We start from the raw sequence: 22,483 nt of genomic DNA, 5'->3' as shown, positions 1-22,483 counted from the left end.
TGAGCGCGCGCGGCCCCGCCGCGACGAGGAGTGGCGTGCAGGAACTCATGGATGCTCCCCGCCCGCGCGGAGCACGTTCTTCTGGATCTTCCCCGTCGAGGTCTTGGGCAGCTCCCCGAAGACCACCTTCCTGGGCGCCTTGAAGCGGGCGATCCGCTCGCGGACGTACGCGATGACGTCGTCCTCGCTCACCGGGGACCCCTCCGGCCGGAGCGCGACGAAGGCCACGGGCACCTGGCCCCACTTCTCGTCGGGCACGCCGACCACGGCCGACTCCAGCACGGACGGGTGACCGTCGAGGACCCGCTCCACCTCGACGGAGGCGATGTTCTCGCCGCCGGAGATGATGATGTCCTTGGACCGGTCGCGGATCTCCAGATAGCCGTCGGGGTGCCGCACGGCCAGGTCCCCGGTGCGCAGCCAGCCGCCGGCGTCCACCTCGGCGGTGGCCTGCTCGTCGCGGTAGTAACCGAGCATCACGTCGTTGCCGCGGACCACGATCTCGCCCACCGTCTCGCCGTCGGCCGGCACGTCCGTCCCGGACCCGTCCACGACGCGCACCTGTTCCGCGATCACGTTGCCGACGCCCTGGCGGGCCTTGAGCTCGGCCTGCCCGCCGGCGGGGAGGGCGTCCCACTGCGGCTGCCACTGGTTGACGGCCACCGGTCCGAACGTCTCGGTGAGCCCGTACAGATGGGTGACCTCCATGCGCAGCCCGGCCATGCGGGCGAGCAGGGCCGGGGTCGGCGGCGCGCCGCCCGTCTGCACGCGCACGGTCCGGCCGAGCGCGGCGCCCGCCCGCGCCTCGGGCGCGTTCGCGATCATGGTGAGTACGGTCGGCGCGGCGCTGAAATGGGAGACGTCCTCCTCACGCAGCAGCCGCCAGATCTCGGCCGGGTCCACGGCCCGCAGGCAGACGTGGGTGCCGCCGGCCGCGGTGACGGCCCAGGTGAAACACCAGCCGTCGCAGTGGAACATGGGCAGCGTCCACAGATAGGCGCTGGAGGGGCCGAGCCCGGCGTGGAACGCCATGGCCAGCGTCTGCAGGTAGGCGCCCCGGTGGTGGTACATGACCCCCTTCGGGCGCCCCGTGGTGCCGCTCGTGTAGTTGATCGCCAGCAGCCCGCGCTCGTCCTCGCAGGCCGCGAGGCGGGGCTCGGCGGCGGCGAGCAGCTCTTCGTACTCGTCACCGGGGCCGCCCGCCAGGACGAGCCGGACCCCGGTCACGGCGGCGACCTCGCGGGCACGCCCGGCCAGCTCGTCCGTGGCGACCAGGACGCGCGCGCCGGAGTGTTCGACGATGTGCGCCAGCTCCCCGGCCGACAGCCGGATGTTGAGCGGCACCAGCACCGCGCCGCGCATCGGCACCCCGTTGTGGAGCTCCAGCATCACGTGGCTGTTGACGCAGAGCGCCGCCACCCGGTCGCCGGGCTCGACGCCGAGATGCGCCAGCGCCCCGGTGAGCCGCCGCGCCCGATCGAGGAACTCACCGTACGTGAGCAGCCTGGCGCCGTCGATCACCGCGATCCGGTCGCGGAAGACGGCCCCGGACCGCTCCAGGAAGGCGGACGGCGTGAGCGGGGTGAACGTGAACGACGCCATGGCGGCGCTCACCGGCCGCCGGGCAGGAGTCCGGCGAGATCACCCGGGGCGGCGGCGACGGCCAGCGCGGGCCGGGCCGACGCGAGCTCATCCGGGTAGTAGCCCCAGCCGGCGCCGACGAACGCGGTCCCGGCGGCGATGGCCGCCTCGGCGTCGTGCGGGCCGTCGCCCACGTAGGCGCAGTCGCCGGCCGACCATCCGGCGCGGCGCAGCCCGTGCAGGATCGGCTCGGGCGACGGCTTGCGCTCGACGGTGTCCTCGGTGGTGACCACCACGTCGAACAGCGGCAGCAGGTCACGCGCGCCGTGCACGTTGCGCAGGTCGTGCTCGGTCCGCTCCCGGCCCTTGTTCGTCACGATGCCGAGCCGCAGCCCCTGCCCGCGCAGCGCGTCGAGCATGTCGGCCGCCCCCTGGTAGAGGACGACCTTCCGGTGGCCGTCCTCCAGGTAGTGGCGCTCGTACCGGGACACGCACTCGGGGGCGCGCTCGCCCGCGACCTCGGCCATCACCTCGCGCATCCGCCAGCGCATCACCCGGCCGAGGCCGAGCTCCAGCAGGGACTCCCAGCCCTGGGGGATGGGCTCGAGCGCCGCCCGGTAGCAGTCCAGGATCGCGGGACGGGAGTCGACGAGCGTCCCGTCGAGGTCGAAGAGCACTGCCCGCGTCATCGCGTGACCTCCCTGAAGGCGAGGAACCCGGCCGGGTTGGTGACCAGGGTCAGCTCGGCCAGCTCGTCGCCCAGGGCCTTCCTGATGGCGTCGAGGCAGGGGCCGAGCCCCGGCGAGCCGCCGTAGGCGCGCTGGTAGGAGCCGCGGCCGAGGTCGCCGGAGACCATCACCCGAGTGTGGCCGGCGTCCACGAGGCGCCGGACCATCGCGGCCCGGTCGGTGTCGTGGCCGTACTTGTCCTTGGTCCACTGGTCGAGCCCGAGCCAGGCGCCGCGGCGGGCCAGCGAGAGGAGGTAGTCGGCTTCGAGGTTGCGGTCGAGGTGGCCGACGCACACCTGACCCAGGTCGAGCCCGGCGGCCTCGAAGACGTCGAGCTGCTCGTGGCCCAGGCGGCCCGCCTGGGTGTGGGTCAGGATCGGCGCCCCGGTCGCCTTGGCGGCGATGGCCGCCGCCGTGAGGACCTTGCGCTCCACGTCCCACATCTCCTCGGTGGAGCAGGTCCCGGCCTTGATGGCGCCGGCCCTGGTGTTCTCCGGGCCGAACCCCGTCAGGATGTCGGCGACGAAGCCGGCGGCCAGCTCCTCGCTGGTCCGCCTGGACGTGCCGGCCGGGTAGTAGATGCCCTTCTGGAGGCCGGTGCCCTGAACGATGTGGGCGCCGGTGGCCCTGGCGGCGGACAGCGCGGCCGTGACGTCGCGGCCGTAGTCGACCGTGGTGAGCTCGACCAGCCCGCCGCCGCCGGCCCCGACGAAGTCGGAGACCTCGGCGGCGGCGCCCTCCGCGGTGCCGAACTCCAGGTCGGGATCCCGGTGGACGGCGTAGGCCGGCGGCGCCGTCAGCAGGTGCTCGTGGACGAGCATCGCTCCCAGGGACTCGGGTGACACGTCACCGAGCACCGTGCGGACCAGCCCTGCCGGTTCTGCGGTGTACACGATCAGTCCTTTCCTTGGTCGCCTGCGCGGCCGAAGCCGGCGAACAGCTCGCGCGCCGCCGCCTGCGCGCGGAGGAAGCGGTCGAACGCCTCCCGGTGGGGCTCGGCCAGGCGGGGGTCGGGCTCGACCCGGCCGACGGTGCGGACCATCTCCGACACCGCGGTCTCCAGGTCCTTCCAGATGCCGACGTTCACGGACGCGAGGATGGCGACGCCGAGCGCGGCCGACTCGCTGGTGGTCACCAGCTCGACCGGCACCTGGAGCGCGTTGCTGAAGGTCTGCCGCCAGACCCGGCTGCGCGCGCCGCCGCCGGTCAGCCTGAGCAGGCTCAGGTCGTCACCCTGCCGCCGGTAGCAGTCCATGGCGGCGTACACCTGGCCCTCGTAGACGGCGCGGAGGATTTCGCCGCGGGTCGTCCCGTGCTCCAGGCCGAGCATCACCCCGCGCACGTTCCCGTCCTTGAAGGGCGCCTGGACGCCGGCGGGAGAGAGGTACGGCAGGAACGTGAGGCCGTGGCCGGCCTCCTCCGACGCCAGCGCCTCGGCCTCGACGGCGGCGAAGTCGGACGCGGCGCCGCCGGCGAGGTCGCGGCAGAACGTGCGCACGGCCCAGTCGAACGTGCCCGCGCCCGCGGTGTGGGCCAGGCACCTGATCCAGTGCTCGCCGTCGGGCGACGGGTACACCCAGCCGACCCCGCGCAGGTCGTCGTCCAGGTAGCGGTTGACCATCTGGTTCAGCCAGCTCGTGCCCAGGACGGAGACGGCCTGGCCGGGCATGACGACCCCGGTGCCGAGCATGGCGGAGATGGCGTCGCCGAGTCCGTTGGCGACCGGCGTGCCCTCGGGGATGCCGGTGGCCAGCGACGCCTCGCGGGTGACCGTACCGATGATCTCCCCGGACGGGCGCACCTCCGGCGCCCGGGAGAGGAACGCCTCCGCCCCGACCAGCTCCATGAGCCGCGGCGAGATCCGGCCCGTGGCGATGTCGCCGGGCATCAGGGACACGTCGGTCGGGTCGGTGACGACGCGCCCGGTCAGGAACGACTGGACGTAGTCCTTGGCGCAGGCGAAGTAGCGGGTCCTGGCGATCACGTCCGGCTCGTGCCTGGCCAGATGCCCGAGCAGGAGCATCGTCATGCCGGGCAGCGCGCTGGTGGCCGAGATGTCGAGGTACTCCTCGTATGGCGGGCTCGCCTCGAAAGCCGTCAGCGTGTCCAGCGTGCGCGCGTCCGGCCAGGCGATCGCGTTGCGCACCGGCCGGCCGGTCTCGTCGAGCAGCCAGGCGCCGGTCATGTGACCGGACACGCTCACCACGGCGATGTCGGAGGCGCGGCCGGGCAGCGCGGCGACCGCCTCGGCCACCGCGTCCATCGTGCTGCGCAGGCTCACCGCGGGATCTTCCTCGTGCCAGCCCCGCCGAGGGCTGAGCACCTCGATGAAGCGGGCCGCGCGGGCCAGCTCGTTGCCGGTCTCGTCGAAGACCGCCGCCTTGGTGACGGTGGTCCCCTTGTCGATGCCGACGATCAGCCTGCGGCCTTCGGGAACGCTCATCAGTGGCCTGCTCTCCTTCCGGACACCATGCGCCGGGCGCTGGTGCTCATGCCGACGGCCGCGATGAGCAGCAGACCCTGGAAGATGAACTGCGCGGACGTGGACACGCCGTGGATCGCCATGCCGTTGAAGCCGACGGCCACGGTGACCACGCCGATCACGGTGCCGACGACGTGGAACTCGCCGTCGCGCAGGCACGCGGAGCCGAGGAAGGCCGCCGCGAACGAGGACAGCAGGTAGCCCTGGCCGCCCGCGATCTGCCCGCTGCCGACGTTCGCGGTGATCAGCACGCCGCCGGCGGCGGCGAGGACGCCGCACACGACGAACGCGAAGATGACCACCCGGTGCACGCGGATGCCGCTCAGCTCGGCGGCGGTCCTGTTGCCGCCGACGGCCTGCCACTCCAGGCCGAGCGAGGTGCGGTTGAGCAGCAGCCAGAGCACCCCGGCGACCGCGAAGAGGATGACGATCGGCCACGGGATCGGGCCCAGCTTGCCCAGGTAGACCTGGATCAGGTCCATCCCGGAGGCGTCCAGGCTCTGCGGCACGCCGGCGGTGACGATGTAGGTGGCGCCCATGACGACGCTGCCTATGCCCAAGGTGCCGACCAGCGCGTTGACGCCCAGTTTGGTCACGATGAGGCCGTTCACCAGGCCGACCAGCGCCCCCACGGCGATGACCAGCCCGATGGCGCCGAGTTTGCCCCCGGCGGAGCCCGCGTACAGGCCCGCCGTGAGCACGCCGGCGAGGCTGGCCGTGTAGCCGATGCTCAGGTCGAACTCGCCCACCACCAGGACCACCGTGAGGCCGAGCGCGATCACGACCGAGATCGTCGACTGCAGGAGGATGTTCTGGAAGTTGGTGAACGACAGGAAGCGGCTGCCGTCCAGGAAGGAGAAGACGAGGACGAGCAGGATGAGGACGAGCAGCGTGCCGTAACGGCCGAGGAACTTGACGGCCTTCAGCGTCATCGAGCTCGCGCCCGCCTGCTCAGCCCGATGCGAGCCAGGTGGCGGCGCGGCGGGCTGCTGGCCAGCCGCGGTGTGACGGACGGTGTTCATGGAACTCTCCTGGATCGTCTTTCTATGCCTGCTCGACGGCGGCCGCGCCGGCGCGCAGGAAGCAGAGGCGGGTCAGCTCGTCCTCGTCGAAACCGTCGTCGTTGTCGAACTGCACCGTGGCGCGGCCCTCGACCATGACCACGATGCGATCGCAGTACTCCAGCTCGGCCAGCTCGGAGGAGACGTAGACGACGCCGACGCCCTGGTCGGCGAGGCCGCGCACCATCTGCTGGAAGTCGTAACGGGCGCCGACGTCCACGCCCCGGGTGGGCTCGTCCAGCAGGAGCAGGCGCAGCCCGTCGACGGTCGCCCGGCCGAGCACCACCTTCTGCTGGTTGCCGCCGCTGAGCGACATGATCGAGTCGTTCAGCGACCGCGCCTTGAGCCGCAGCGACTCGGCGAGCCGCTGGGCCGACTCCCGGTAGCGGGACCGCCTGCTCAGGATGCCCCCCGGCCCGCCGCCCAGCGTGCGGAAACGGGAGCTGGAGAAGTTGAACACGATGTCCCGCTGGGTGAAGATCGCCTGGGCCAGGCGTTCCTCCGGCACCAGGACGACGCCCTGCTTCAGCGCCCTGGCCGGGTCGCGGGGCTGGTAGGCCCGGCCGCCGAGGCTGATCTCGCCGGACACGACCCGGCGGAGCCCGACCAGCGCCTCCAGCACCTCGGTCCGGCCGGCGCCGACGAGGCCCGCGATGCCGACGATCTCGCCGGGGTTCACCTCGAACGAGACGTCCTCCACGCGGTTCTGCAGCCGGAGACCGCTGACCGAGAGCAGCGGCCCGTCAGGGCTCGCGCTCTTCCTGACCGAGGCGGCCGGGGCCGTCGTGGTGCGTTCGGCGCGGCGCCGGTCACCGCCCGCGTCGTGGGCGATGAGATCGGCGAGCGCGTGCTCGTCGACGCCCTCCATCGGGCCGTCGTGCACCCGCTGGCCGTTGCGCAGCACGGTGATGGCGTCGCACAGCCGGCTGACCTCGCCCAGCCGGTGACTCACGAAGATGACGCCCGCGCCGGCCTCGACGCGGCGGCGGATGATGGAGAACAGCCCGCTCACCTCCTTCGGGCCGAGCGAGGCGGTCGGCTCGTCGAGGATGAGCAGGCGTCCGCTGCCGACCAGCGTCTTGGCCAGCGCCACGGTCGCCTGGTGGGCGGGGGACAGCTCGCGCATGACGGCGTCCAGCGAGATGTCCAGCCCCCATTCCTCGAACAGCTCCGTGTACGCGCGCTCGCGTTCCTTGGCGCCGGCCAGCTCGGGATGGAGGTAGCGGCCGAGGTGGAGGTTCTGGCGCACGCTGAGCGCCGGGACGATGGCGAGCTCCTGGTGGGCCAGGCGCACGCCGGCCGCCGCCGCCTCGCGGATGCTGCCGGGGCGGAACGGGGCGCCGTCGATGGCGAAGTCTCCCTCGTCCGGCTTGGCGAGGCCGGCGAGGATCTTCACCAGGGTGGACTTCCCGGCGCCGTTGGCGCCGAGCAGCCCGTGCACCTCCCCGCGCCCGACGGTGAGGTCGGCACCGCGCAAGGCCTGGACGAGGCCGTAGTTCTTCACCGCGCCCCGCACCGACAGCAGGGGCGCCGGATCGTCTCCGGCCGCCCGCGCGGCCGGATGCCCTGTCGCCATCACGTATGACTCGCCTCCCTCGTCAGGCCTTGGTGGTGGGTCCCGGTACCGCTAGCTGAGGAGATCCGGGTTCTCCTGGAGCGTCTGCTCGATGTTGTCCTTGGTCAGCAGGACGCTGGGCGCGGTGACGTCCTTGGGCTGCCACGAGCCGCCCGCGTCACGCCACTCCTTGATCATTTCCACGATCTGCTCGCCGGCCTTGTCGACCTGGATCCACAGCACGCCGGTCGCGTAGCCGTCCTGGATGGCCTGGATCGCGGGCTTCGAGATGTCCCAGGTGTAGAGCGGGTAGGGGCCGCGGCCGGCCTGCTTCTCGGCGGACACCGCGCCGATGGCGGCCTCGGAGAAGCACGGCCAGATCATGAAGGTCGTCTGCCCGTCGTCGGGGTGCGCCTGCAGCCAGGCGGAGGTGGCCTCCTGGGCCGACTGCTCGCCGCCGGGGATCTTCACTTCCTGGCGGGTGACGTTGACGTTGGACAGCCCTTCGAGCTTGGCGTCGAGGTCCTCGGCCCTGGACCGGCACGGGGCGCCGGGGGTGTAGCGCAGCTGGAGCAGCTCGACCTTCGGCTTGTCCTTGATCGCCGCGATCACCTCGTCGTTGACGTTGGCCGCCGCGACGAGCTCGACCGCGCCGGCCTCCCCGCCTCCGGCCAGCCCGCCCGCGGTCGAGAAGACCGGGATGTCGGCCGCCTTCGCGGCCGCGAGGCCGGCGGACAGCTGGTCGGGGGTGTAGGTCTGCACGATGATGGCGTTCACGCCGCTCTGCACGAGGTTCTGCATCGCGGAGATGGCCTTGGCGGGGTCGCCGTCGGAGTTGATCTCCGTGGTCTCCCAGCCGATGCTCTTCATCTTCTTCTGGGCGGCGGTGCGCTCGTTGAGCGCGGTGATCTGCGTCGCGTCGAGGGCGACGATGCCCACCTTGAACGGGTCGCCCTCCGCGGGCGTGCCCGCCTGGTCGGTGGAAGGGCTGGACCCGCATGCGGCGACCACGGCCGCCAGGGCGCCCATGGCGGCGAGCGCGCGGATCCTGCTGAACCGACGGGCCGACTGTGCGATCACGTCTTCTCCTGTCTTATGGCGTCGTACGAAGAGATGCCGTCGCATTCGATCCCGACGTAGCGCTAAGCGGGACGTGGACCGTTTGCTGGAGCCGTTTGTCCAACTCAGTGGACATATGACATCAGAGTGGGAATGAGATTTCAAGGGTGTATATAGGGCAAGATATGGCGTTTGCGCAGGTGAGCGAGCCAGTACCGGAACGACTCCTCGGTGTCGAGGCAGTCGTGGAAGCCCGCCCGGCGCAGCTTGACGGTGCTCAGGAACTTCGGCGGCATCGGCTTCTCCGACCCGTACGCGAAGCACTTGTCCGCGTAGTGGTGGGACTCGCCGAGTAAGGCCGGCAGGGGCGTCGGGCGCAGCCCGTGCTCCCGCACGATCTCCTTCCACACGTGCTCGTGCCGGGGCAGGAAGTCCGCGAGCGCCCGGGGTGTGTCGGCCGCCGGCTCCATGCCGAGCTCCGCCGCGATGGCGGGCCACAGGTCCCGCCACTCGAAGACGTCGCCGTTGGTGATGTTGAAGGTCTCTCCCCGGGCGGCGGGCGACGAGCGGGCCCACGACAGCGCCGAGGCCACGATCCGCGCGTCGACCGCCTCCCAGACATAGGACCGCCCGCCGGGGAAGCCGAACGGGAGGCCGAGTCTCGCGCAGAGCGCCGCGTAGACGCCGATGACGGGGACCACGTTCATCGCCGAGCCGGTGGCTCCGCCGACCAGCATCTGGGGGCGGAAGATCGTGAGGTCGAAGCCGTGCCGGTCGGCCGCCTGCCGGAGGTAGTCCTCCTGCAGCCAGTAGAAGTTCGGGTGGGGGTCGCGCGGCTCCCGCTCGCGTGACGGGATCCGGCGGGGCGGGTGGACGTGCCCGCCGTACGCCTTGGCGCCCTGCATGAGGCTGACGTGGCGCAGGACCGGACGGGGCGCGCCGACCAGCGCTTCGACGAGGTTCGTGAGCATGGCCAGGTTGGTGCGCATCTGGTCTTCCTGCAGCCACCCGGCCACGAGCCCAGGCTTCTCGAACAGCGCCGCGTAGACGACGTGCGTCACGCCGGCCAGCCGCCCCAGGACGTCCCGGCACGCGGCGGCGTCCGTCAGGTCCACGGCGACGTGCCGGAGCCGGGGGTGGGGAGCCACGTCGGGAGGCCGCCGCGACAGGGCGACGACGTCGGTCCCGTCGGCCAGGAAGCGTTCGACCGCGGCCTGGCCGATGACGCCAGAGGCGCCCGCCACCAGGACGGTCATGACACGTCACCCGCCGCGATCAGGGTCTTCATCAGCCCCGCGGGCCCGTCGCCGAACACGCGGCCGGGCGCCTCGCGCACCGGCACCACGTCGCTGACCAGTGCTTCGAGGGGCAGCCCCGCCGTCCCCATGAGGTTGACGGCGCGGGCCATGTGGTCGCCGGTGTAGACGCGGGAGCCCACCAGCGTCTGCTCCTTGAGCATCACCTGGGACATGGGCACCCGGGCCGGCCGGTCGGTGAGCGCGCCCACCAGGACGGTGCCGCGGGGCCTGGTGACCTCGGCCGCGGCCGCGTAGGAGGAGTCGGCCCCCGACACCTCGAAGCTCACGTCCACCCCGCCGGGCGCGCGGCTCTCGCACCAGGAGGCCACGTCGGCGCCGAGCGGGTCGGTGACGGTCATGCCGAGCTCCGCCAGCAGCTCCCGCCGGTCCGCGCGCGGCTCGGCGACCAGCACGGCGGAGGCGCCGGACAGCCGGGCCACGAGGCCCAGCAGCGCGCCGATGGGCCCGCCGCCGAAGATCATGACGACGTCGCCGACCGCCACGCCGGCGCGGGAGACCATGTGGACCGCCACCGAGAGCGGCTCGGCGAGCGCCGCGACCCGCGGCGGGACGCCGTCAGGCAGCCGGTGCAGGCGGTCGGCCGCGACCACCACGTGGCTCGCCGCGCCGCCGTCGCGGTCGATGCCGTAGAGCCCGAGCGCCTCGCAGATGTGCCGGTGCCCGCGGCGGCAGGTGCGGCAGGTCCCGCAGCTGATGAGCGGCTCGACGGCGACCGGGTCGCCGGGCCGTAGCCCCGCCCGGCCGAGGTCGCCGCCGACGGCGCGCCCGGCCATCTCGTGACCGATCACCACCCCCGGCCGGACCCGTGCCAGGCCGCCGCGGACCAGGAGGTGATCGGTCCCGCAGACGCCGACGTGACCGACTTCCACGAGGACCTCGCCCGGACCCGGCTCGGGCTCGGGCACGTCGCGGATCTCGACCGCGCCGGGACCGGCGTAGACCAGCGCCTCCATGGCGTTCCTTCCGTTGGGTCGGGGCGATGACGAGCAGCGTGGCAACCAGAACGGGCGATGTCAATGAGTAGGACACACATTCGTTGAATGAGACAGAGTTGTTGTCTGCTCTCATGTCCTGAGAGTATGTGTCATTGACTGAGCTTTGGACATCGTTCATAGTGGGACCAGGCAGCTCTGGATGGCTAGGCCGCCGATGGTCTGACCTCATGAAAAGGAATCGACTGCATGCCCGCAAGTGAAGGCGCGTCCCTCACGACCTCATCGGAGGTGGTCGAGCGGATCCGCGAGCGCGCCCAGTTCGTCCGCCTCGAGACCGTCCGCCTGATCTCGATCGCGAAGACGGGTCACTACTCGTCGACGTTCTCGTGCGCGGAGATCCTCGCGACCTTGTACTACGGGGTGCTGCGCCTGCGCCACGGAGACCCTCAGTGGCCGGATCGCGACCGTTTCGTCATGGGCAAGGGCCATGCCGCCGTCGGGCTCTACCCGATCCTGGCCGACCACGGGTTCTTCGATCCCGAGCTGCTCGACGGCTACACGCGCCTCGGCAACCCGCTCGGCGACCACCCGGACATGACCAAGGTCCCGGGCTGCGACTTCAGCTCGGGCTCGCTCGGCCACAACCTCTCCGTCGGGCTCGGCATGGCGCTGGGCGCCCGCATGACCGGGCGTGACTTCAACGTCTACGCCCTGCTCGGCGACGGCGAGCTGCACGAGGGCCAGATCTGGGAGGCCGCCGCGGCGGCCGGTCACTACGGCCTGGGCAACCTGGTCGCGATCGTCGACCGCAACGGCTACTGCCTCGACGGCAAGGTCGACGACATCATCACGATCGAGCCGCTCGCCGACCGCTGGCGGGCCTTCGGCTGGGACGTCGTGGAGGTCGACGGCCACGACGTGCCGGCGCTGCTCGACACGCTGCTGCGGCTCCGCGACGGCGCGCCGGCCAAGCCGACGGCCGTCATCGCGCACACCGTCAAGGGCAAGGGCGTCGGCTTCATGGAGCGCGACTTCGGCTGGCATCTCGGCTGGCTCGCCGAGCAGGACGAGGCCGCGGTCATCCGGGAACTGAAGGGCGAGAAGTGAACCTGAACACCGACAGCCTCGTCCCGCGCGGAGCCGATGGGCAGCCGCTCGCGGAGGGCTCCTGGCACATCCCCAGCATGCTGCTCAAGTCGCCGGGCCTGCTCGCGCTCGGAGAGCAGCTGGGCGCCCTGGTCGACGACGGCGAGCCGGTCGTCGTGCTCACGCCGGACCTGTCGTTCTCCAACGGCCTGTGGGCGTTCCACGAGCGCCATCCCGACCGGTTCCTGCAGCTCGGGGTGAGCGAGCAGAACTCGGTGTCCGTCGCCGCCGGTCTGGCCACCACCGGGCTGCGGCCGTACGTCACCGGCTTCGCCTCGTTCCTGGCCCTGCTGTGCTGCGAGCAGATCCGCACCGACATCGCCTACACCCGGCAGCCGGTCCGGCTCATCGGCCACCACTCCGGCATCACCTTCGGCTTCTACGGCACCTCGCACCACGCGACGGAAGACATCGCGATCATGCGTACGATCGCGAACATGACGGTCGTCGCGCCCGCCGACCACGTGGCGATGGGCGTGCTCCTGAAGGCGTACGCCGACCACCCGCTGCCGGTCTACTTCCGGATGGGCCGCGGCCGCGAGCCGCTGGTGTACGAGCCGGACGACGAGCGGATCCGGCCGGGGCAGGCGATCGTGCACGCCACGGGCGACGACCTCACCATCATCGCCACCGGGACGACGGTGCATCCGTCGCTGCTGGCGGCGGAGGAGCTGCGCGCCGAGGGCCACAGCGTCGGCGTGATCGACCTGCACACGATCAAGCCGCTGGACGAGGCCGCGGTCGTGGCCGCCGCCGAGGGGTCACGCGGGCTGATGACGGTCGAGGAGCACAACGTCTACGGCGGGCTCGGCGGCGCGGTCGCCGAGACGCTCACCGACCACGGGATCGGCGTGCCCCTGCTGCGGCACGGCATCCGCGACGAGTACGCTCCCATCGGCCCGCCGACCCATCTCTACCGCCACTACCGTCTCGACGGGCCGGGCATCGTCGAAGAGGCCCGCGCGTTCCTGAAGTCGGGGAGGATGACCTCCGATGTCCGCTGAGACGGCTCGGCCCGTCGCCCTCGTCACCGGCGCCGCCCGCGGGCTGGGCGCCGCCATCGCGGTCAAGCTGGCCGCGGACGGCTTCGACCTCGTGATCGCCGACCTGAACGGCGAAGGCGCCGCCGCGGCGGCCGACGTGGTGGCGAAGGAAGGCGGCACGGCCGTCGGGGTGCACGCCGACGTCACCGACGACGACAGCGTCGGGCGGCTGCTGGAGGAGGTGCGCTCCCGCTTCGGGCGGCTGGACGCGCTGGTCAACAACGCCGGCGTGATCGCGCGGGCGGCGGCCGAGAGCTTCCCGACCGAGGGCTTCATGAAGGAGCTCGACGTGCACCTCGGCGGCGCCATGCGCTGTTCCCGCGCGGCCTTCCCGCTGCTGGAGCGCAGTCCCCGGGCCGCGATCGTCAACCTGGCGTCGGTGGGGTCGACCTTCGGCCTGCCGCTGCGGCTCGCGTACACCACGGCCAAGACCGGAGTCTCGGGGCTCACCCGGGTGCTGGCGGTCGAGTGGGGCCGGCGCGGCATCCGGGTGAACGCGGTGGCGCCGGGCTACATGGACACGGACATGTTCCGCTCCGGGCTGGTCATGGGCGTCCTCGACGAGGAGACCCTGCTGCGGCGCACCCCGCTGGGCAGGTTCGGCAGGCCGGAGGAGGTCGCGGACGCCGTGGCCTTCCTGGTCTCCCCTCAGGCGGCGTTCGTCACCGGGGTGGTGCTGCCCGTCGACGGAGGCATCACGGTCGACGGGACCTTCCACCGGGAGGACGACTTTCCCGATCGTTGATCCGACTATTGTCACGCGACCACCAAGATAGGGTTGTTCCATGAGAGGACAGGCTTCGCCAGGCACCCCCTCCACCAGTGACGGGGAGCCGGTCGGCCTGCTCGACAAGGCGTCCGCCATCCTGGAGATCCTCGCCCAGCGCGAGTGGGTCAGCGCGGCGGAGCTCGCCGAGACCCTGGGGGAGCCGCGCAGCACCATCCACCGGCTGCTGCGCAACCTCGCCTCCCTCGGCTGGGTCGAGTCAGGCACCCGCGGTCAGTGGGGGATCGGCCTGCACCTGTTCCGTCTCGGTTCCGGCGCGGTCCGCCGGATGGACGTGCGCCGTGCGGCCCTGCCGCACATGCAGCACCTCCACGACGAGAGCGGCGAGACGGTCTTCCTGTGCATCCGGCGCGGTCTCGACGCCGTCTGCGTGGAGCGCCTCGACGGCCGCCGGGTGCAGAGCCTGGCCCTGCAGCTGGGCGGCTCCATGCCGCTCCACCTGGGCGCCGGGCCGATGGCGATCCTGGCGTTCTCTCCCGAGGACGTCTATCGGGAGTGGCTGCTCGACTTCGCGGAGAACGGCTCGAAGGACGGGCCCACCGCGGCCGAGATCAACGAAGAGGTCAAGGTCACGCGCCAGCGCGGCTACGCCGTCTCCGACCAGAACGTCACCCCCGGCATCGCCGCCGTCGGCGCCCCGGTGTTCAACTTCCGCAACGAGCTCGAGGGCGCCCTGTCCGTGAGCGGCCTGCGCGACGTCATACTCGACCCCGCCAACCGGCTGGCCGAGCTCACCGTCGAGGCCGCCGAGCGGGCGTCGCGAGACCTGGGCTGGGCCCGGCCCGCCGCCTGGTGGGGCAAGCCCCTGCCGTCCGACAACCACCGATAGCACGACCCTTCCGGCGCCGGCTCCCGTGCGGGAGCACCGGCGGCGTTCCCGCCTGCGCCGATCGAGAAAGGACCGACCATCATGACGGACACTCCGGACGCCGGCAGGATCCGCGACGAAGCCGCGATCCCCTACCGCGGCCCCCTCCTGCCGAACACCGTGGACGACCTCGTCGAGCTCGGCGCGCTGGACGTCGAGTGCGACGAGCGCCTCTGGGTGCCGCAGGCGCCCGACGTGACCTTCAGGCCGCTCCTGCTCAGCGCGACCCAGGGCTACTTCGTCAACATCCTGCGGGTCAGGAGGTCCGGCATCCTGTCGCGCCACCGCCACGCCGGCCCCGTCCACGCGACGACGCTCCGGGGCCGCTGGCACTACCTGGAGCACGACTGGTGGGCCGAGGAGGGCAGCTACGCCTTCGAGCCGCCGGGCGACATCCACACCCTCGAAGTCCCCGAGGGCGTCGAGGAGATGCGGACCCTGTTCCACGTCACGGGCGCGTACATCTACGTCGACCCGGACGGCAACCCCACCGGCGTGGAGGACGTCTTCTCCAAGATCGAGAACGCCCGCCGTCACTACGCCGAGGTGGGGCTGGGCGCCGACTACGTCGACCGCTTCATCCGCTGAGCGACGCCCCCGGCCGTTCGGCGGCCGGGGGCGCGGCCGTCATCCCGAAGAGACGGTCATCTCGAAGAGCCGGTCATCTCGTAGAGACGGTGGGGGAGTCCTCGCCGGGCGGCGTGCCGCACGACGGGCCGTTGGGGCCGCCGATGCGGACGGACTCGAAGAACTCGCGGTAGGTGGAGAAGAAGTTGCCCTTGGAGCCGGCGCGGGTCACGGCCGTGCAGCCGGTGTAGTTCGCCCCGGAGTAGAGGTGGACGAGGGAGCTCGTACGGTTCCAGTCGGAGTTGGCGCGGTTGGCCATGCCCAGCGCCGCGAGGTCGGGGGTGTCGGCGGTGATCTGGATGATGTCACCGGTGCCGTCGAGGCCGGAGAACATGCAGTAGTTCCCCGGCTGGCACCGGTCGTAGCCGTCGGCGGCCTGTGCGGGAAGGCTGGTGAGTGCGGCCATGGCGACGGCCGCGATCGGAACGGCCAGCAGGTGAAGCTTCTTGCCCATCGATCCTCCGTGGGTGAAACTTTCTTTCGGCAACGGCTTGACCATACATGGCGCGATCTTGTTAGGGAAGGGTGAAAGTTTCACTCCATCGGGCCTGGTGGTGCGCCCTGGCTGACCGCTCCCGCGCCCGCCGACGTCACCGCCTACCGCCTCGGGTCCGTGCTGTCGGGCGGCGGGTCCGCGCCGTCGCCCAACACCCCGGCTGCCTGGGCGGACATGTACGACAGGTTCCAGAACGCGGCGCTGGCCACCCCGCTCGGCATCCCCATCCTGTACGGGGTCGACGCGGTGCACGGGCACAACAACGTCCACGGGGCCACGATCTTCCCGCACAACATCGGGCTCGGCGCCACCCGCGACCCCGCCCTGGTGCGGCGGATCGGCCGGGCCGTGGCCGCGGAGATGGCCGGGACCGGCACCGGCTGGAACTTCGCCCCGTGCCTCTGCGTGGCCCGCGACGACCGTTGGGGCAGGACGTACGAGTCCTTCGGCGAGACGCCGGAACTGGCCGCCTCGATGGCCATGCTGGTCACCGGCCTCCAGGACGGGACCCCGTCCGTGCTGGCCACCGCCAAGCACTACATCGGCGACGGCGGCACGGCCGGCATCCCCCTCGTGGTGGTGCTGGTGTCCGGACGCCCGCTGGACGTCGCCGAGCACCTGTCCGGCTGGGACGCGCTGGTCGCCGCCTGGCTGCCGGGCACCGAGGGGCAGGAGGTCGCCGACGTGCTGTTCGGTGACGTCGAGCCGACCGGCAAGCTGCCGGTGACCTGGATGCGCGCCTCGTCGCAGCAGCCGATCAACGATGGGGACGGCAAGACGCCGCTGTTCCCGTACGGGTTCGGCCTCACCTACGAGCCGGGCGGCGAGGAGCCTGGGCCGTCACCCGACCCCGCCGGCCGCACCGTCAGGCCCGGCGCCCAGAGCCAGTGGGACACCGGCTACGTGATCCAGGCCGCCGTCGCCAACCCGGGCAGCGCCCCGCTGACCGGCTGGACCGTCACCTTCACTGTGCCGCCCGGCCACCAGCTCACCGGCCACCGGAACGCCGTCATCACCCTCGACGGCCGCACCGCCACCGCCCGTCCGCCGGGCACAACGCCACCCGTCGCGCCGGGCGGCGAGACGTCCTTCGGCTTCCAGGCCACCCGCCCCGGCGGCGACCCATCCCTGCCGGCGGGCTACACGTGCACCCCATGACGACGGTGGAGGGCTTCGCGGGTCCGGTTCAGGCCCGGGCGCCGCACACGCCCGGCGTCCTGCCGATCATGGCGTCGTCCTCGGCCGCGTCCAGGAGCGCCGTCGCGTAGTCGGCGCGGGGCAGCGTGGCCTCGCCGCCGGTGGCGTTGGCCTCGAAGTCGACGTGCAGCTGGCCGTTGGCGGGTTTGCCCGTCAGCATGGTGGCGCGGACGATCGTCCAGTCGAGGCCGGAGACCTCCAGCATGCCCTCGGCCCGCGCCAGGTCCACGTAGGCCGATCGGAAGAACAGCCAGGCCAGGCCGACGGCGAGGCGGGGGCGGGTGGCGGGGATGGAGCGGCTGCTGGTCATCACCACCCTGCGCACGCCGGTCTCGCGCATCGCGGCGATCAGCGTCCTCGCGATGCCGCTCGTGCCCACCGCCGAGATGACGGCGTCCTGGCCCGCCACGGCCTCGCGCACGGTGGGCAGGTCGGTCGCGTCCCCGGTCACGACGGCGCGCAGGCCCTCGCGCCCTTTCAGGAGCTCCGGTTTCCGGGTGAACGCCGTCACCTCGTGGCCGCGCGCGACACCCTGCTCCAGGACGTGCGCACCGGTACGGCCCGTCGCCCCGATCACTAACAGTCTCATACTGCCTCCTTCTATATTGCAAGATGCAATAGGGCAGCATGCAGTGTCAAGTTCCATACGAGGGATCAGCAGTCGCAGGAGCACCCGTCTCCGCCGCAGCAGTTGCAGCAGTTGCAACATTCGCCGCAGTTGCCGCAGGCGTCCCAGCCCGAGCAGTCGAAGCGCTGGCAGCAGGAGCTCTCGTGCTCCTCGTCCCACGCGGGCCGGTACAACCCGCACGTGCAGCACGTCAGCGCGGCGCACAACGAGGACAGCAACCCTCCGGGATCCCGCTTCGGCGGACGCTTGCCCGGCGGCGCCCCGGGATCACCGGGCGGCGTCTCAGGCGCCCGCCCGGACAAGCGCCCGGCGCGGTGGTCTCCCGCGAGGTGGTTCCCCGCGTGATGGCTTCCCGCACGGTCGTCTGCGGCGTGGTGGGGCTGTGCTCCACTGCCCTCCGCGATGGCGAAGGCTCGGGAGACGGCTCGGCCGGTCTCCCGTACCAGGAGAGCGCGTGCCAGGGAGGGGCGCGGCAGGTCCAGTTCGCCGACCGCCGCGCGGACGTCGGCGCGGGCGGCGTCGCAGTGACGGCGGGCCTCGCGCAGGCCGGTGCCGGTGGCGGCGAGCGGGTTGTACGCGCCGGACGCTTTGTCGTCGGCCAGGTCCTCCACCGCGTCGATCAGGTGGGCCAGCCTGCCGAACCCGCGCCCGGCCGCCTCCAGGGCCGCCCGGTTGTGCGGCTTCCCCGTGAGCACCGCCGTGTGCCCGAAGGCGGCGGCCACGGCGTCCTCGGTGGGCCCGGTCAGCTCACGCAGGGCGCGGGCGGGCGCGCGTTCAAGGAGGGCCTGGCGGCCGGCCGCCGCCGTCAGCGGGGCGGGGTCGAACCCGAGCGTGCCCGCCATGGCCGTGCCCGCCGAGGACCAGCGGCGCGCCAGCCGGGTGGCTCCGGCGGCCACCGGACGGCGGGCGTACACGCCGTCCCCGTCCGCCACGTGGTCGCGTACCTTGCCCGCCGCCAGCAGCAGCGACACCGAGGCCGCCAGCCGCACCCCTTCGGCCTCCACCACGTCGGCGCCCTTGAAGCCGCGCAGCGCGCACGCGCCCGCCCGCCGGCGCGGCGCGGACGCGGGGGACTGGGCCTCGGTGAGGACGGACACGAGCAGGCCGTCGTAGTTGGTCACCAGGCGGGACAGGTGCCCGTGCTCGTCACGGAGCGCCAGGCAGAGCCCGCACAGATGGCCCATCCAGTCCGCGAAGAGTCCCTCGCACATGACGTGCCGGCATGGGCGGACAATGCCGAACATATATCCCCTTATGTGTCCAATGAGCGGCTAAACCGTAGCAGGACAGCTCCCGGGAAAGGCGGATCTCTCACGCGTCACGGGTCGAGCCTGTTCAGCAGTTTGGGCAGGGCCACCAGCGTCGCCCCGCCCGCCCCGCCGCCGCCGAGCAGGGCGGCCGGCCAGGGCGCGCCGGTGGCCAGGAAGAGCGCGCAGGTGATCGCGGCGATCATGATCGTCACGGTGAGCGTGAGCAGCTGGCAGGTGGTGAACATCGGTCCTCTTTCTTCAGGCGCGGTCGTCGGCCCAGAAGTCGATGAGCTCTTCGGGGGTCATCTCTTCCGGGCGCACGTCAGGAGGTGTGCGCCCGGTCGCGAGCACCCAGGTCGTCAGGAGGGTGACCAGCAGGTGCTCGTCCGCCGGGCAGGGAGCGTCGGCGCGGTACGTGATGCTTGAGGGGCGAGCCGTGAGAAGCGGCATGGGGGCGCTGGCCTCCCGGAGGGCGGCGGTGGACGCGACCCATGGTGCGGCTCCGGGAAAGGCGCCGGCCAGTGGTGTAAACATGCCCGGACAGAGCCGGACGAGATCGACAACGAAGCGTCCCCGGGGGCAAACTTCCGCGATCGTACGAGGTCGTCCGGCTTGTTCCTGACTTATCCGGAAATCAGCCACCTAAGACGATCCCATCGGCCGTCTGACCACCGGTACCACACCTGGTACGGCTGCGCCGGAGATCAATAAAAGTGGCCGTTGATGTCGAAATAGATGGATATCGGAAAACCGTCCAAACTGCGAGATTTTTTCTGCAAATATGGCGACAACCTGATCCGTTCGACACTTTCAAGGACGATGACTGAAACGCATAAGGGCGAGCACCACGCCTTCATAGCCCAGCTCATAGAGCTGCGGGAAGCGGCCGGGCAGCCGAGCTATGGCCGGATGAACCGGCTGTCGCGCGCGCCGGGCATCCCCAAGGAACTGCCCACGAGCACGCTCAGCGACATACTCAACGGCAAGCGGGAACGCCTCCCTGACTGGGAGCTGGTCTCCTCCTTCGTCACGGTCTGTCATCGCCACGCCGAGCAGACCGGCCTGCCGGTGGCCCCCCTCGGCACCGTGCCGCAGTGGCAGGCCCGCTGGCTCGCCGCCAGGAAGGAACCCCGCGCGCAGGCCACCGGCGCGTACGAGCCCCGCACGCACACGACCGGCACGTACGACCTCTACCGGACGCCCGCCGAGGAGGCCGACCGGCGCACCTCCAGGATGGTCGCGTACCTGGTCCGCCGGGCGGCCGAGGGCGACTCCGAGCCCGCCTACCGCCTGGCGATCATCAAGGCGCTGCTGGGCGAGGTCGCGGAGTCCCGGCACTGGGCCTACGTCGCGGTGCAGCGGCGGCATCCCGGCGCCGAGGCCTTCGACCGTCACCGGCCGCCGATCGACCTGGCGGCGGATCTGGCCTTCGCCTACGGCCGGGCCTACGAGCAGGAGGGCCCGTCGAAGCTCGACATCGCCAGGGCCTACTACAGGCTCGCCGCCGGACACGGCCACCTTCGCGCCGCCGAACGGCTGCGCGCCATGCGCGCCGTCCCGTTCGGCAAGCTGCTTCCCGCGCCCCTGCCCACCGACCACCGCCCCGGCCCCGGATGATCTGACCGCCGCCGGGGTCCTCCGCTCACGGCCCGCACGCCGTACAGTCTTCTCATGCACGAGCGTCGTGTCGTCGTCGTCGGCTATCCCGACGCGCAGCTGCTCGACATCGCCTGCGTGACCTCGACGCTGCAGAGCGCGAACTGGTACGGAGCCGCGCCCGCCTACCGGATGGTCATGGCCAGTCCCGGCGGCCATCCCGTCACCTGCGCCAGCGGCCTGACCCTGCAGGCCCACGAGGCGCTCGAACAGGTCAAGGGCCCGCTCGACACGCTGGTCGTCACCGGCGGCATCGGCTGCATGGCGGCGGCGGACAACCCGCGGATCCTCGCCCACGTACGCCGCCTGGCCAGGGAGAGCCGGCGGGTCGCGTCGGTCTGCACGGGGGCGGAGATCCTGGCGGCGGCGGGGCTGCTCGACGGGCGGCGCGTCACCACCCACTGGGAGTGGGCGCGGCATCTGGCCACGAAGTACCCGAAGGTCTCGGTCGATCCCGATCCGATCTTCGTCCGCGACGGCGAGATCGCCACCTCGGCCGGGGTCACCAGCGCCCTCGACCTCACCCTCGCCTTCGTCGAGGAGGACCACGGCCCGGAGGTGGCCCGGCGGGTCGCCCGCAACCTCGTCACCTACATGCAGCGGCCCGGCAACCAGGCCCAGATGAGCATGTTCACCGCCGCGCCCCCGCCCGGCAACGGCCTGGTCGAGCGCGTCATGAGCCACATCGTCGCCAACCTGGACGGCGATCTGACCACGACCACGCTGGCCGCCGGCGCGGGCGTGAGCGAGCGTCACCTGACCCGGCTGTTCCTCAAGCACGCGGGCCTGACGCCCGGCAGGTTCATCAGGCAGGCCCGCACCGAAGCGGCCGCCCACCTGCTGGCGGCCACGTCCCTGCCGGTGGCCGTGGTGGCGGCGAGATGCGGGTTCGGCACCGCCGAGACCCTGCGCCAGGCGTTCGTCGACCGCTACGGCGTCCCGCCGTCGCACTACCGGATGACGCAGTCCTCGACCGCCGCGTCAGGCTGAGACCTGGTCGGGTCACCAGTCGCCGCGGTAGAGCTGGCCGCGGACGGCGCCGCCGGGGAACTGCTTGTTGTGCAGGTTGACGTACCAGTTCTTCGGGTTGTTCCAGATGCGGCGGCCCGTCGCCGCGGGGGTGGGCACGCTGCCCGCGACGCCGTTGACGCCCGCCGGCAGGCCCTTGCCGGCGGCGAAGAAGGGCACCACCACGGGGCCGTTCCTGCCCTTCGGGGCGCGGTGGATGTGCGCGGCGACCGGCGCGCCGATCCGCTTCCACGCGGTGGCGAACCAGACGCGCTTCCCCTCCGGCTGCACCAGCCATCCGGCGCGCCCGTCGCGGTCGCCGGCCTTCGTGCCGGGCGCCGGCACCTCCTGGCGGCCGTTCGCCTGGGTGGTGAGCGTCTTGCCGAACCCGTGCGAGAGCACCGACTCCAGCTCCACCGGATGGATCCGGTAGAGCTGCGCCCGTACGGCTCCGGCGGCGAACTGGGCGTTGTGCAGGTTGGCGTACCAGTTGCCGGGGTTGGTGATGATACGGCGCAGCAGCCCGAGATCCTTCACCCGGACGGTGCCCTTGACGGCGTGCAGCGTGGCGGGCAGGGCCTGACCGAAGAACGGCACCGTGACCGGGCCGTTCTGTCCCTTCTGGCCCCGGTGGATGTGGAACCCGCTGGGCGCGGCCACGCCGTGCCATCTGATGGCGTAGTCGACGCGCTGACCGTGGATCCTGAACACGGCGAGGGCGTTGCCGTCGGGGTCGCCGGCCTTCCCTCCCTTGGCGGGCACCTCGTTGGCGCCTTTGAGCGCCGCCGCCAGGTAGACGGGGGTGGTGGCCTGCGCCGAGACCGGGCTGAGCGAGGTGGCGATCAGAGCAGTGGCGGCGGCCAGGCCGGGAGCCACGAGGGTGCGCTTGTGCATCTTGACCCTTTCGCTGTTCTCTGTGGCTTGGTACGGCCGGCCGCGCCGCCGAGTTCAACGGCAGGAGTGTGGAAAAGTACGCACTCGCCGCCGCCGTAGATCATCCGAAGCGTCAAATTCCCGCGTTTATCCCGATTTTTCGGGTTTCTGATAGCGAGTCTAA

Annotated in this window: 23 protein-coding genes; 8 read left to right on the top strand and 15 right to left on the bottom strand. The window is 71.8% G+C overall.

Going from position 1 to position 22,483, the window contains the following annotated elements; genetic code table 11:
- Positions 1–45: 45 nt before the first annotated feature.
- From ABD999_RS31370 to ABD999_RS31330, 9 genes are all read right to left on the bottom strand, one after another.
- Positions 46–1,602 carry an acyl--CoA ligase family protein gene (locus ABD999_RS31370; RefSeq protein WP_345483037.1) on the bottom strand — a complete coding sequence of 519 codons (1,557 nt, stop codon included), beginning with the start codon at positions 1,600–1,602 and terminating at the stop codon, positions 46–48.
- Positions 1,603–1,610: 8 nt separating this feature from the next.
- Positions 1,611–2,270 (bottom strand): HAD family hydrolase, encoded by a 660-nt coding sequence (locus tag ABD999_RS31365; protein WP_271278035.1) that lies wholly within the window; start codon positions 2,268–2,270, stop codon positions 1,611–1,613.
- Positions 2,267–3,202, bottom strand: a complete 936-nt coding sequence (locus tag ABD999_RS31360; protein WP_271278034.1) for a phosphotriesterase family protein — start codon at positions 3,200–3,202, stop codon at positions 2,267–2,269. The genes ABD999_RS31365 and ABD999_RS31360 overlap by 4 nt, the downstream gene beginning before the upstream one ends.
- 2 nt (positions 3,203–3,204) lie before the next feature.
- Entirely contained in the window at positions 3,205–4,752 is a 1,548-nt protein-coding gene (locus ABD999_RS31355; RefSeq protein WP_271278033.1) for an FGGY-family carbohydrate kinase, read from the bottom strand.
- On the bottom strand, positions 4,752–5,813 hold the full coding sequence (locus tag ABD999_RS31350) for an ABC transporter permease (protein ID WP_148029714.1): 1,062 nt from the start codon (positions 5,811–5,813) through the stop codon (positions 4,752–4,754). Before ABD999_RS31350 ends, ABD999_RS31355 begins: the two co-directional genes overlap by 1 nt.
- 22 nt (positions 5,814–5,835) lie before the next feature.
- Positions 5,836–7,428: a sugar ABC transporter ATP-binding protein gene (locus ABD999_RS31345; RefSeq protein WP_271278032.1), complete on the bottom strand. Its 1,593-nt coding sequence runs from the start codon at positions 7,426–7,428 to the stop codon at positions 5,836–5,838.
- Between the two features lie 51 nt (positions 7,429–7,479).
- Entirely contained in the window at positions 7,480–8,487 is a 1,008-nt protein-coding gene (locus ABD999_RS31340) for a sugar ABC transporter substrate-binding protein (RefSeq protein ID WP_187280984.1), read from the bottom strand.
- A gap of 140 nt (positions 8,488–8,627) precedes the next feature.
- A complete protein-coding gene (locus ABD999_RS31335; protein WP_271278031.1) occupies positions 8,628–9,722 on the bottom strand; it encodes an SDR family oxidoreductase in 1,095 nt (364 codons plus the stop codon).
- Positions 9,719–10,738, bottom strand: coding sequence for a zinc-dependent alcohol dehydrogenase (locus ABD999_RS31330; RefSeq protein WP_271278030.1), 1,020 nt, complete (start codon positions 10,736–10,738; stop codon positions 9,719–9,721). Before ABD999_RS31330 ends, ABD999_RS31335 begins: the two co-directional genes overlap by 4 nt.
- Positions 10,739–10,966: 228 nt before the next feature.
- Between ABD999_RS31330 and ABD999_RS31325 the strand changes: the two genes are divergently transcribed.
- The 5 genes from ABD999_RS31325 (at position 10,967) to ABD999_RS31305 (ending at position 15,152) form a co-directional block, all read left to right on the top strand.
- A complete protein-coding gene (locus tag ABD999_RS31325; protein WP_271278029.1) occupies positions 10,967–11,827 on the top strand; it encodes a transketolase in 861 nt (286 codons plus the stop codon).
- On the top strand, positions 11,824–12,870 hold the full coding sequence (locus tag ABD999_RS31320) for a transketolase family protein (RefSeq protein ID WP_271278028.1): 1,047 nt from the start codon (positions 11,824–11,826) through the stop codon (positions 12,868–12,870). Before ABD999_RS31325 ends, ABD999_RS31320 begins: the two co-directional genes overlap by 4 nt.
- A complete protein-coding gene (locus ABD999_RS31315) occupies positions 12,860–13,654 on the top strand; it encodes an SDR family NAD(P)-dependent oxidoreductase (protein WP_148029720.1) in 795 nt (264 codons plus the stop codon). The genes ABD999_RS31320 and ABD999_RS31315 overlap by 11 nt, the downstream gene beginning before the upstream one ends.
- A gap of 40 nt (positions 13,655–13,694) precedes the next feature.
- The gene (locus ABD999_RS31310; protein WP_148029721.1) at positions 13,695–14,525 is read left to right on the top strand and encodes an IclR family transcriptional regulator; all 831 of its coding nucleotides are present in this window, start codon (positions 13,695–13,697) and stop codon (positions 14,523–14,525) included.
- Positions 14,526–14,606: 81 nt separating this feature from the next.
- Positions 14,607–15,152, top strand: coding sequence for a 2,4'-dihydroxyacetophenone dioxygenase family protein (locus tag ABD999_RS31305; RefSeq protein WP_148029722.1), 546 nt, complete (start codon positions 14,607–14,609; stop codon positions 15,150–15,152).
- A gap of 73 nt (positions 15,153–15,225) precedes the next feature.
- Here the strand turns inward: ABD999_RS31305 and ABD999_RS31300 are convergent, their stop codons facing one another.
- On the bottom strand, positions 15,226–15,645 hold the full coding sequence (locus tag ABD999_RS31300; RefSeq protein WP_271278027.1) for a peptidase inhibitor family I36 protein: 420 nt from the start codon (positions 15,643–15,645) through the stop codon (positions 15,226–15,228).
- An 87-nt stretch (positions 15,646–15,732) separates the two neighbouring features.
- On the opposite strand from ABD999_RS31300, the gene ABD999_RS31295 reads away from it, so the two are divergent.
- Positions 15,733–16,845 (top strand): glycoside hydrolase family 3 N-terminal domain-containing protein, encoded by a 1,113-nt coding sequence (locus ABD999_RS31295; protein WP_333485726.1) that lies wholly within the window; start codon positions 15,733–15,735, stop codon positions 16,843–16,845.
- 28 nt (positions 16,846–16,873) lie between these two features.
- Here the strand turns inward: ABD999_RS31295 and ABD999_RS31290 are convergent, their stop codons facing one another.
- The 4 genes from ABD999_RS31290 to ABD999_RS31275 form a co-directional block, all read right to left on the bottom strand.
- Complete coding sequence (locus ABD999_RS31290; RefSeq protein ID WP_271278026.1) at positions 16,874–17,473, bottom strand: NAD(P)-dependent oxidoreductase; 600 nt, start codon at positions 17,471–17,473, stop codon at positions 16,874–16,876.
- Positions 17,474–17,538: 65 nt separating this feature from the next.
- Entirely contained in the window at positions 17,539–18,756 is a 1,218-nt protein-coding gene (locus tag ABD999_RS31285; protein WP_271278025.1) for a DUF5685 family protein, read from the bottom strand.
- A 74-nt stretch (positions 18,757–18,830) separates the two neighbouring features.
- Positions 18,831–19,007, bottom strand: a complete 177-nt coding sequence (locus ABD999_RS31280) for a hypothetical protein (RefSeq protein WP_219543872.1) — start codon at positions 19,005–19,007, stop codon at positions 18,831–18,833.
- 13 nt (positions 19,008–19,020) lie between these two features.
- Positions 19,021–19,212, bottom strand: a complete 192-nt coding sequence (locus tag ABD999_RS31275) for a hypothetical protein (RefSeq protein ID WP_271278024.1) — start codon at positions 19,210–19,212, stop codon at positions 19,021–19,023.
- Between the two features lie 369 nt (positions 19,213–19,581).
- Here ABD999_RS31275 and ABD999_RS31270 point away from each other — a divergent pair, with 369 nt between their 5' ends.
- Positions 19,582–20,379 (top strand): hypothetical protein, encoded by a 798-nt coding sequence (locus ABD999_RS31270; RefSeq protein WP_271278023.1) that lies wholly within the window; start codon positions 19,582–19,584, stop codon positions 20,377–20,379.
- Between the two features lie 54 nt (positions 20,380–20,433).
- Positions 20,434–21,408, top strand: coding sequence for a GlxA family transcriptional regulator (locus tag ABD999_RS31265; protein ID WP_271278022.1), 975 nt, complete (start codon positions 20,434–20,436; stop codon positions 21,406–21,408).
- A gap of 12 nt (positions 21,409–21,420) precedes the next feature.
- Here ABD999_RS31265 and ABD999_RS31260 read toward each other — a convergent pair whose 3' ends face one another.
- The gene (locus ABD999_RS31260) at positions 21,421–22,320 is read right to left on the bottom strand and encodes a CHRD domain-containing protein (protein WP_271278021.1); all 900 of its coding nucleotides are present in this window, start codon (positions 22,318–22,320) and stop codon (positions 21,421–21,423) included.
- Between the last annotated feature and the right edge of the window lie 163 nt (positions 22,321–22,483).

It is taken from the genome of Nonomuraea ferruginea, from assembly GCF_039540635.1.
Classification (GTDB): domain Bacteria; phylum Actinomycetota; class Actinomycetes; order Streptosporangiales; family Streptosporangiaceae; genus Nonomuraea; species Nonomuraea ferruginea.
The sequence above is the reverse complement of the archived record's forward strand: the minus strand, read 5'-3'. Positions and strand labels throughout refer to the sequence as shown.

What these genes read in the sequence shown, in the direction of transcription:
- ABD999_RS31370 (WP_345483037.1), bottom strand. Translation starts at nt 1,602, where the DNA reads ATGGCGTCGTTCACGTTCACCCCGCTCACGCCGTCCGCCTTCCTGGAG.
- ABD999_RS31365 (WP_271278035.1), bottom strand. Translation starts at nt 2,270, where the DNA reads ATGACGCGGGCAGTGCTCTTCGACCTCGACGGGACGCTCGTCGACTCC.
- ABD999_RS31355 (WP_271278033.1), bottom strand. Translation starts at nt 4,752, where the DNA reads ATGAGCGTTCCCGAAGGCCGCAGGCTGATCGTCGGCATCGACAAGGGG.
- ABD999_RS31350 (WP_148029714.1), bottom strand. Translation starts at nt 5,813, where the DNA reads ATGAACACCGTCCGTCACACCGCGGCTGGCCAGCAGCCCGCCGCGCCG.
- ABD999_RS31345 (WP_271278032.1), bottom strand. Translation starts at nt 7,428, where the DNA reads ATGGCGACAGGGCATCCGGCCGCGCGGGCGGCCGGAGACGATCCGGCG.
- ABD999_RS31335 (WP_271278031.1), bottom strand. Translation starts at nt 9,722, where the DNA reads ATGACCGTCCTGGTGGCGGGCGCCTCTGGCGTCATCGGCCAGGCCGCG.
- ABD999_RS31330 (WP_271278030.1), bottom strand. Translation starts at nt 10,738, where the DNA reads ATGGAGGCGCTGGTCTACGCCGGTCCCGGCGCGGTCGAGATCCGCGAC.
- ABD999_RS31325 (WP_271278029.1), top strand. Translation starts at nt 10,967, where the DNA reads ATGCCCGCAAGTGAAGGCGCGTCCCTCACGACCTCATCGGAGGTGGTC.
- ABD999_RS31315 (WP_148029720.1), top strand. Translation starts at nt 12,860, where the DNA reads ATGTCCGCTGAGACGGCTCGGCCCGTCGCCCTCGTCACCGGCGCCGCC.
- ABD999_RS31310 (WP_148029721.1), top strand. Translation starts at nt 13,695, where the DNA reads ATGAGAGGACAGGCTTCGCCAGGCACCCCCTCCACCAGTGACGGGGAG.
- ABD999_RS31305 (WP_148029722.1), top strand. Translation starts at nt 14,607, where the DNA reads ATGACGGACACTCCGGACGCCGGCAGGATCCGCGACGAAGCCGCGATC.
- ABD999_RS31300 (WP_271278027.1), bottom strand. Translation starts at nt 15,645, where the DNA reads ATGGGCAAGAAGCTTCACCTGCTGGCCGTTCCGATCGCGGCCGTCGCC.
- ABD999_RS31290 (WP_271278026.1), bottom strand. Translation starts at nt 17,473, where the DNA reads ATGAGACTGTTAGTGATCGGGGCGACGGGCCGTACCGGTGCGCACGTC.
- ABD999_RS31285 (WP_271278025.1), bottom strand. Translation starts at nt 18,756, where the DNA reads ATGTTCGGCATTGTCCGCCCATGCCGGCACGTCATGTGCGAGGGACTC.
- ABD999_RS31280 (WP_219543872.1), bottom strand. Translation starts at nt 19,007, where the DNA reads ATGTTCACCACCTGCCAGCTGCTCACGCTCACCGTGACGATCATGATC.
- ABD999_RS31275 (WP_271278024.1), bottom strand. Translation starts at nt 19,212, where the DNA reads ATGCCGCTTCTCACGGCTCGCCCCTCAAGCATCACGTACCGCGCCGAC.
- ABD999_RS31270 (WP_271278023.1), top strand. Translation starts at nt 19,582, where the DNA reads ATGACTGAAACGCATAAGGGCGAGCACCACGCCTTCATAGCCCAGCTC.
- ABD999_RS31265 (WP_271278022.1), top strand. Translation starts at nt 20,434, where the DNA reads ATGCACGAGCGTCGTGTCGTCGTCGTCGGCTATCCCGACGCGCAGCTG.
- ABD999_RS31260 (WP_271278021.1), bottom strand. Translation starts at nt 22,320, where the DNA reads ATGCACAAGCGCACCCTCGTGGCTCCCGGCCTGGCCGCCGCCACTGCT.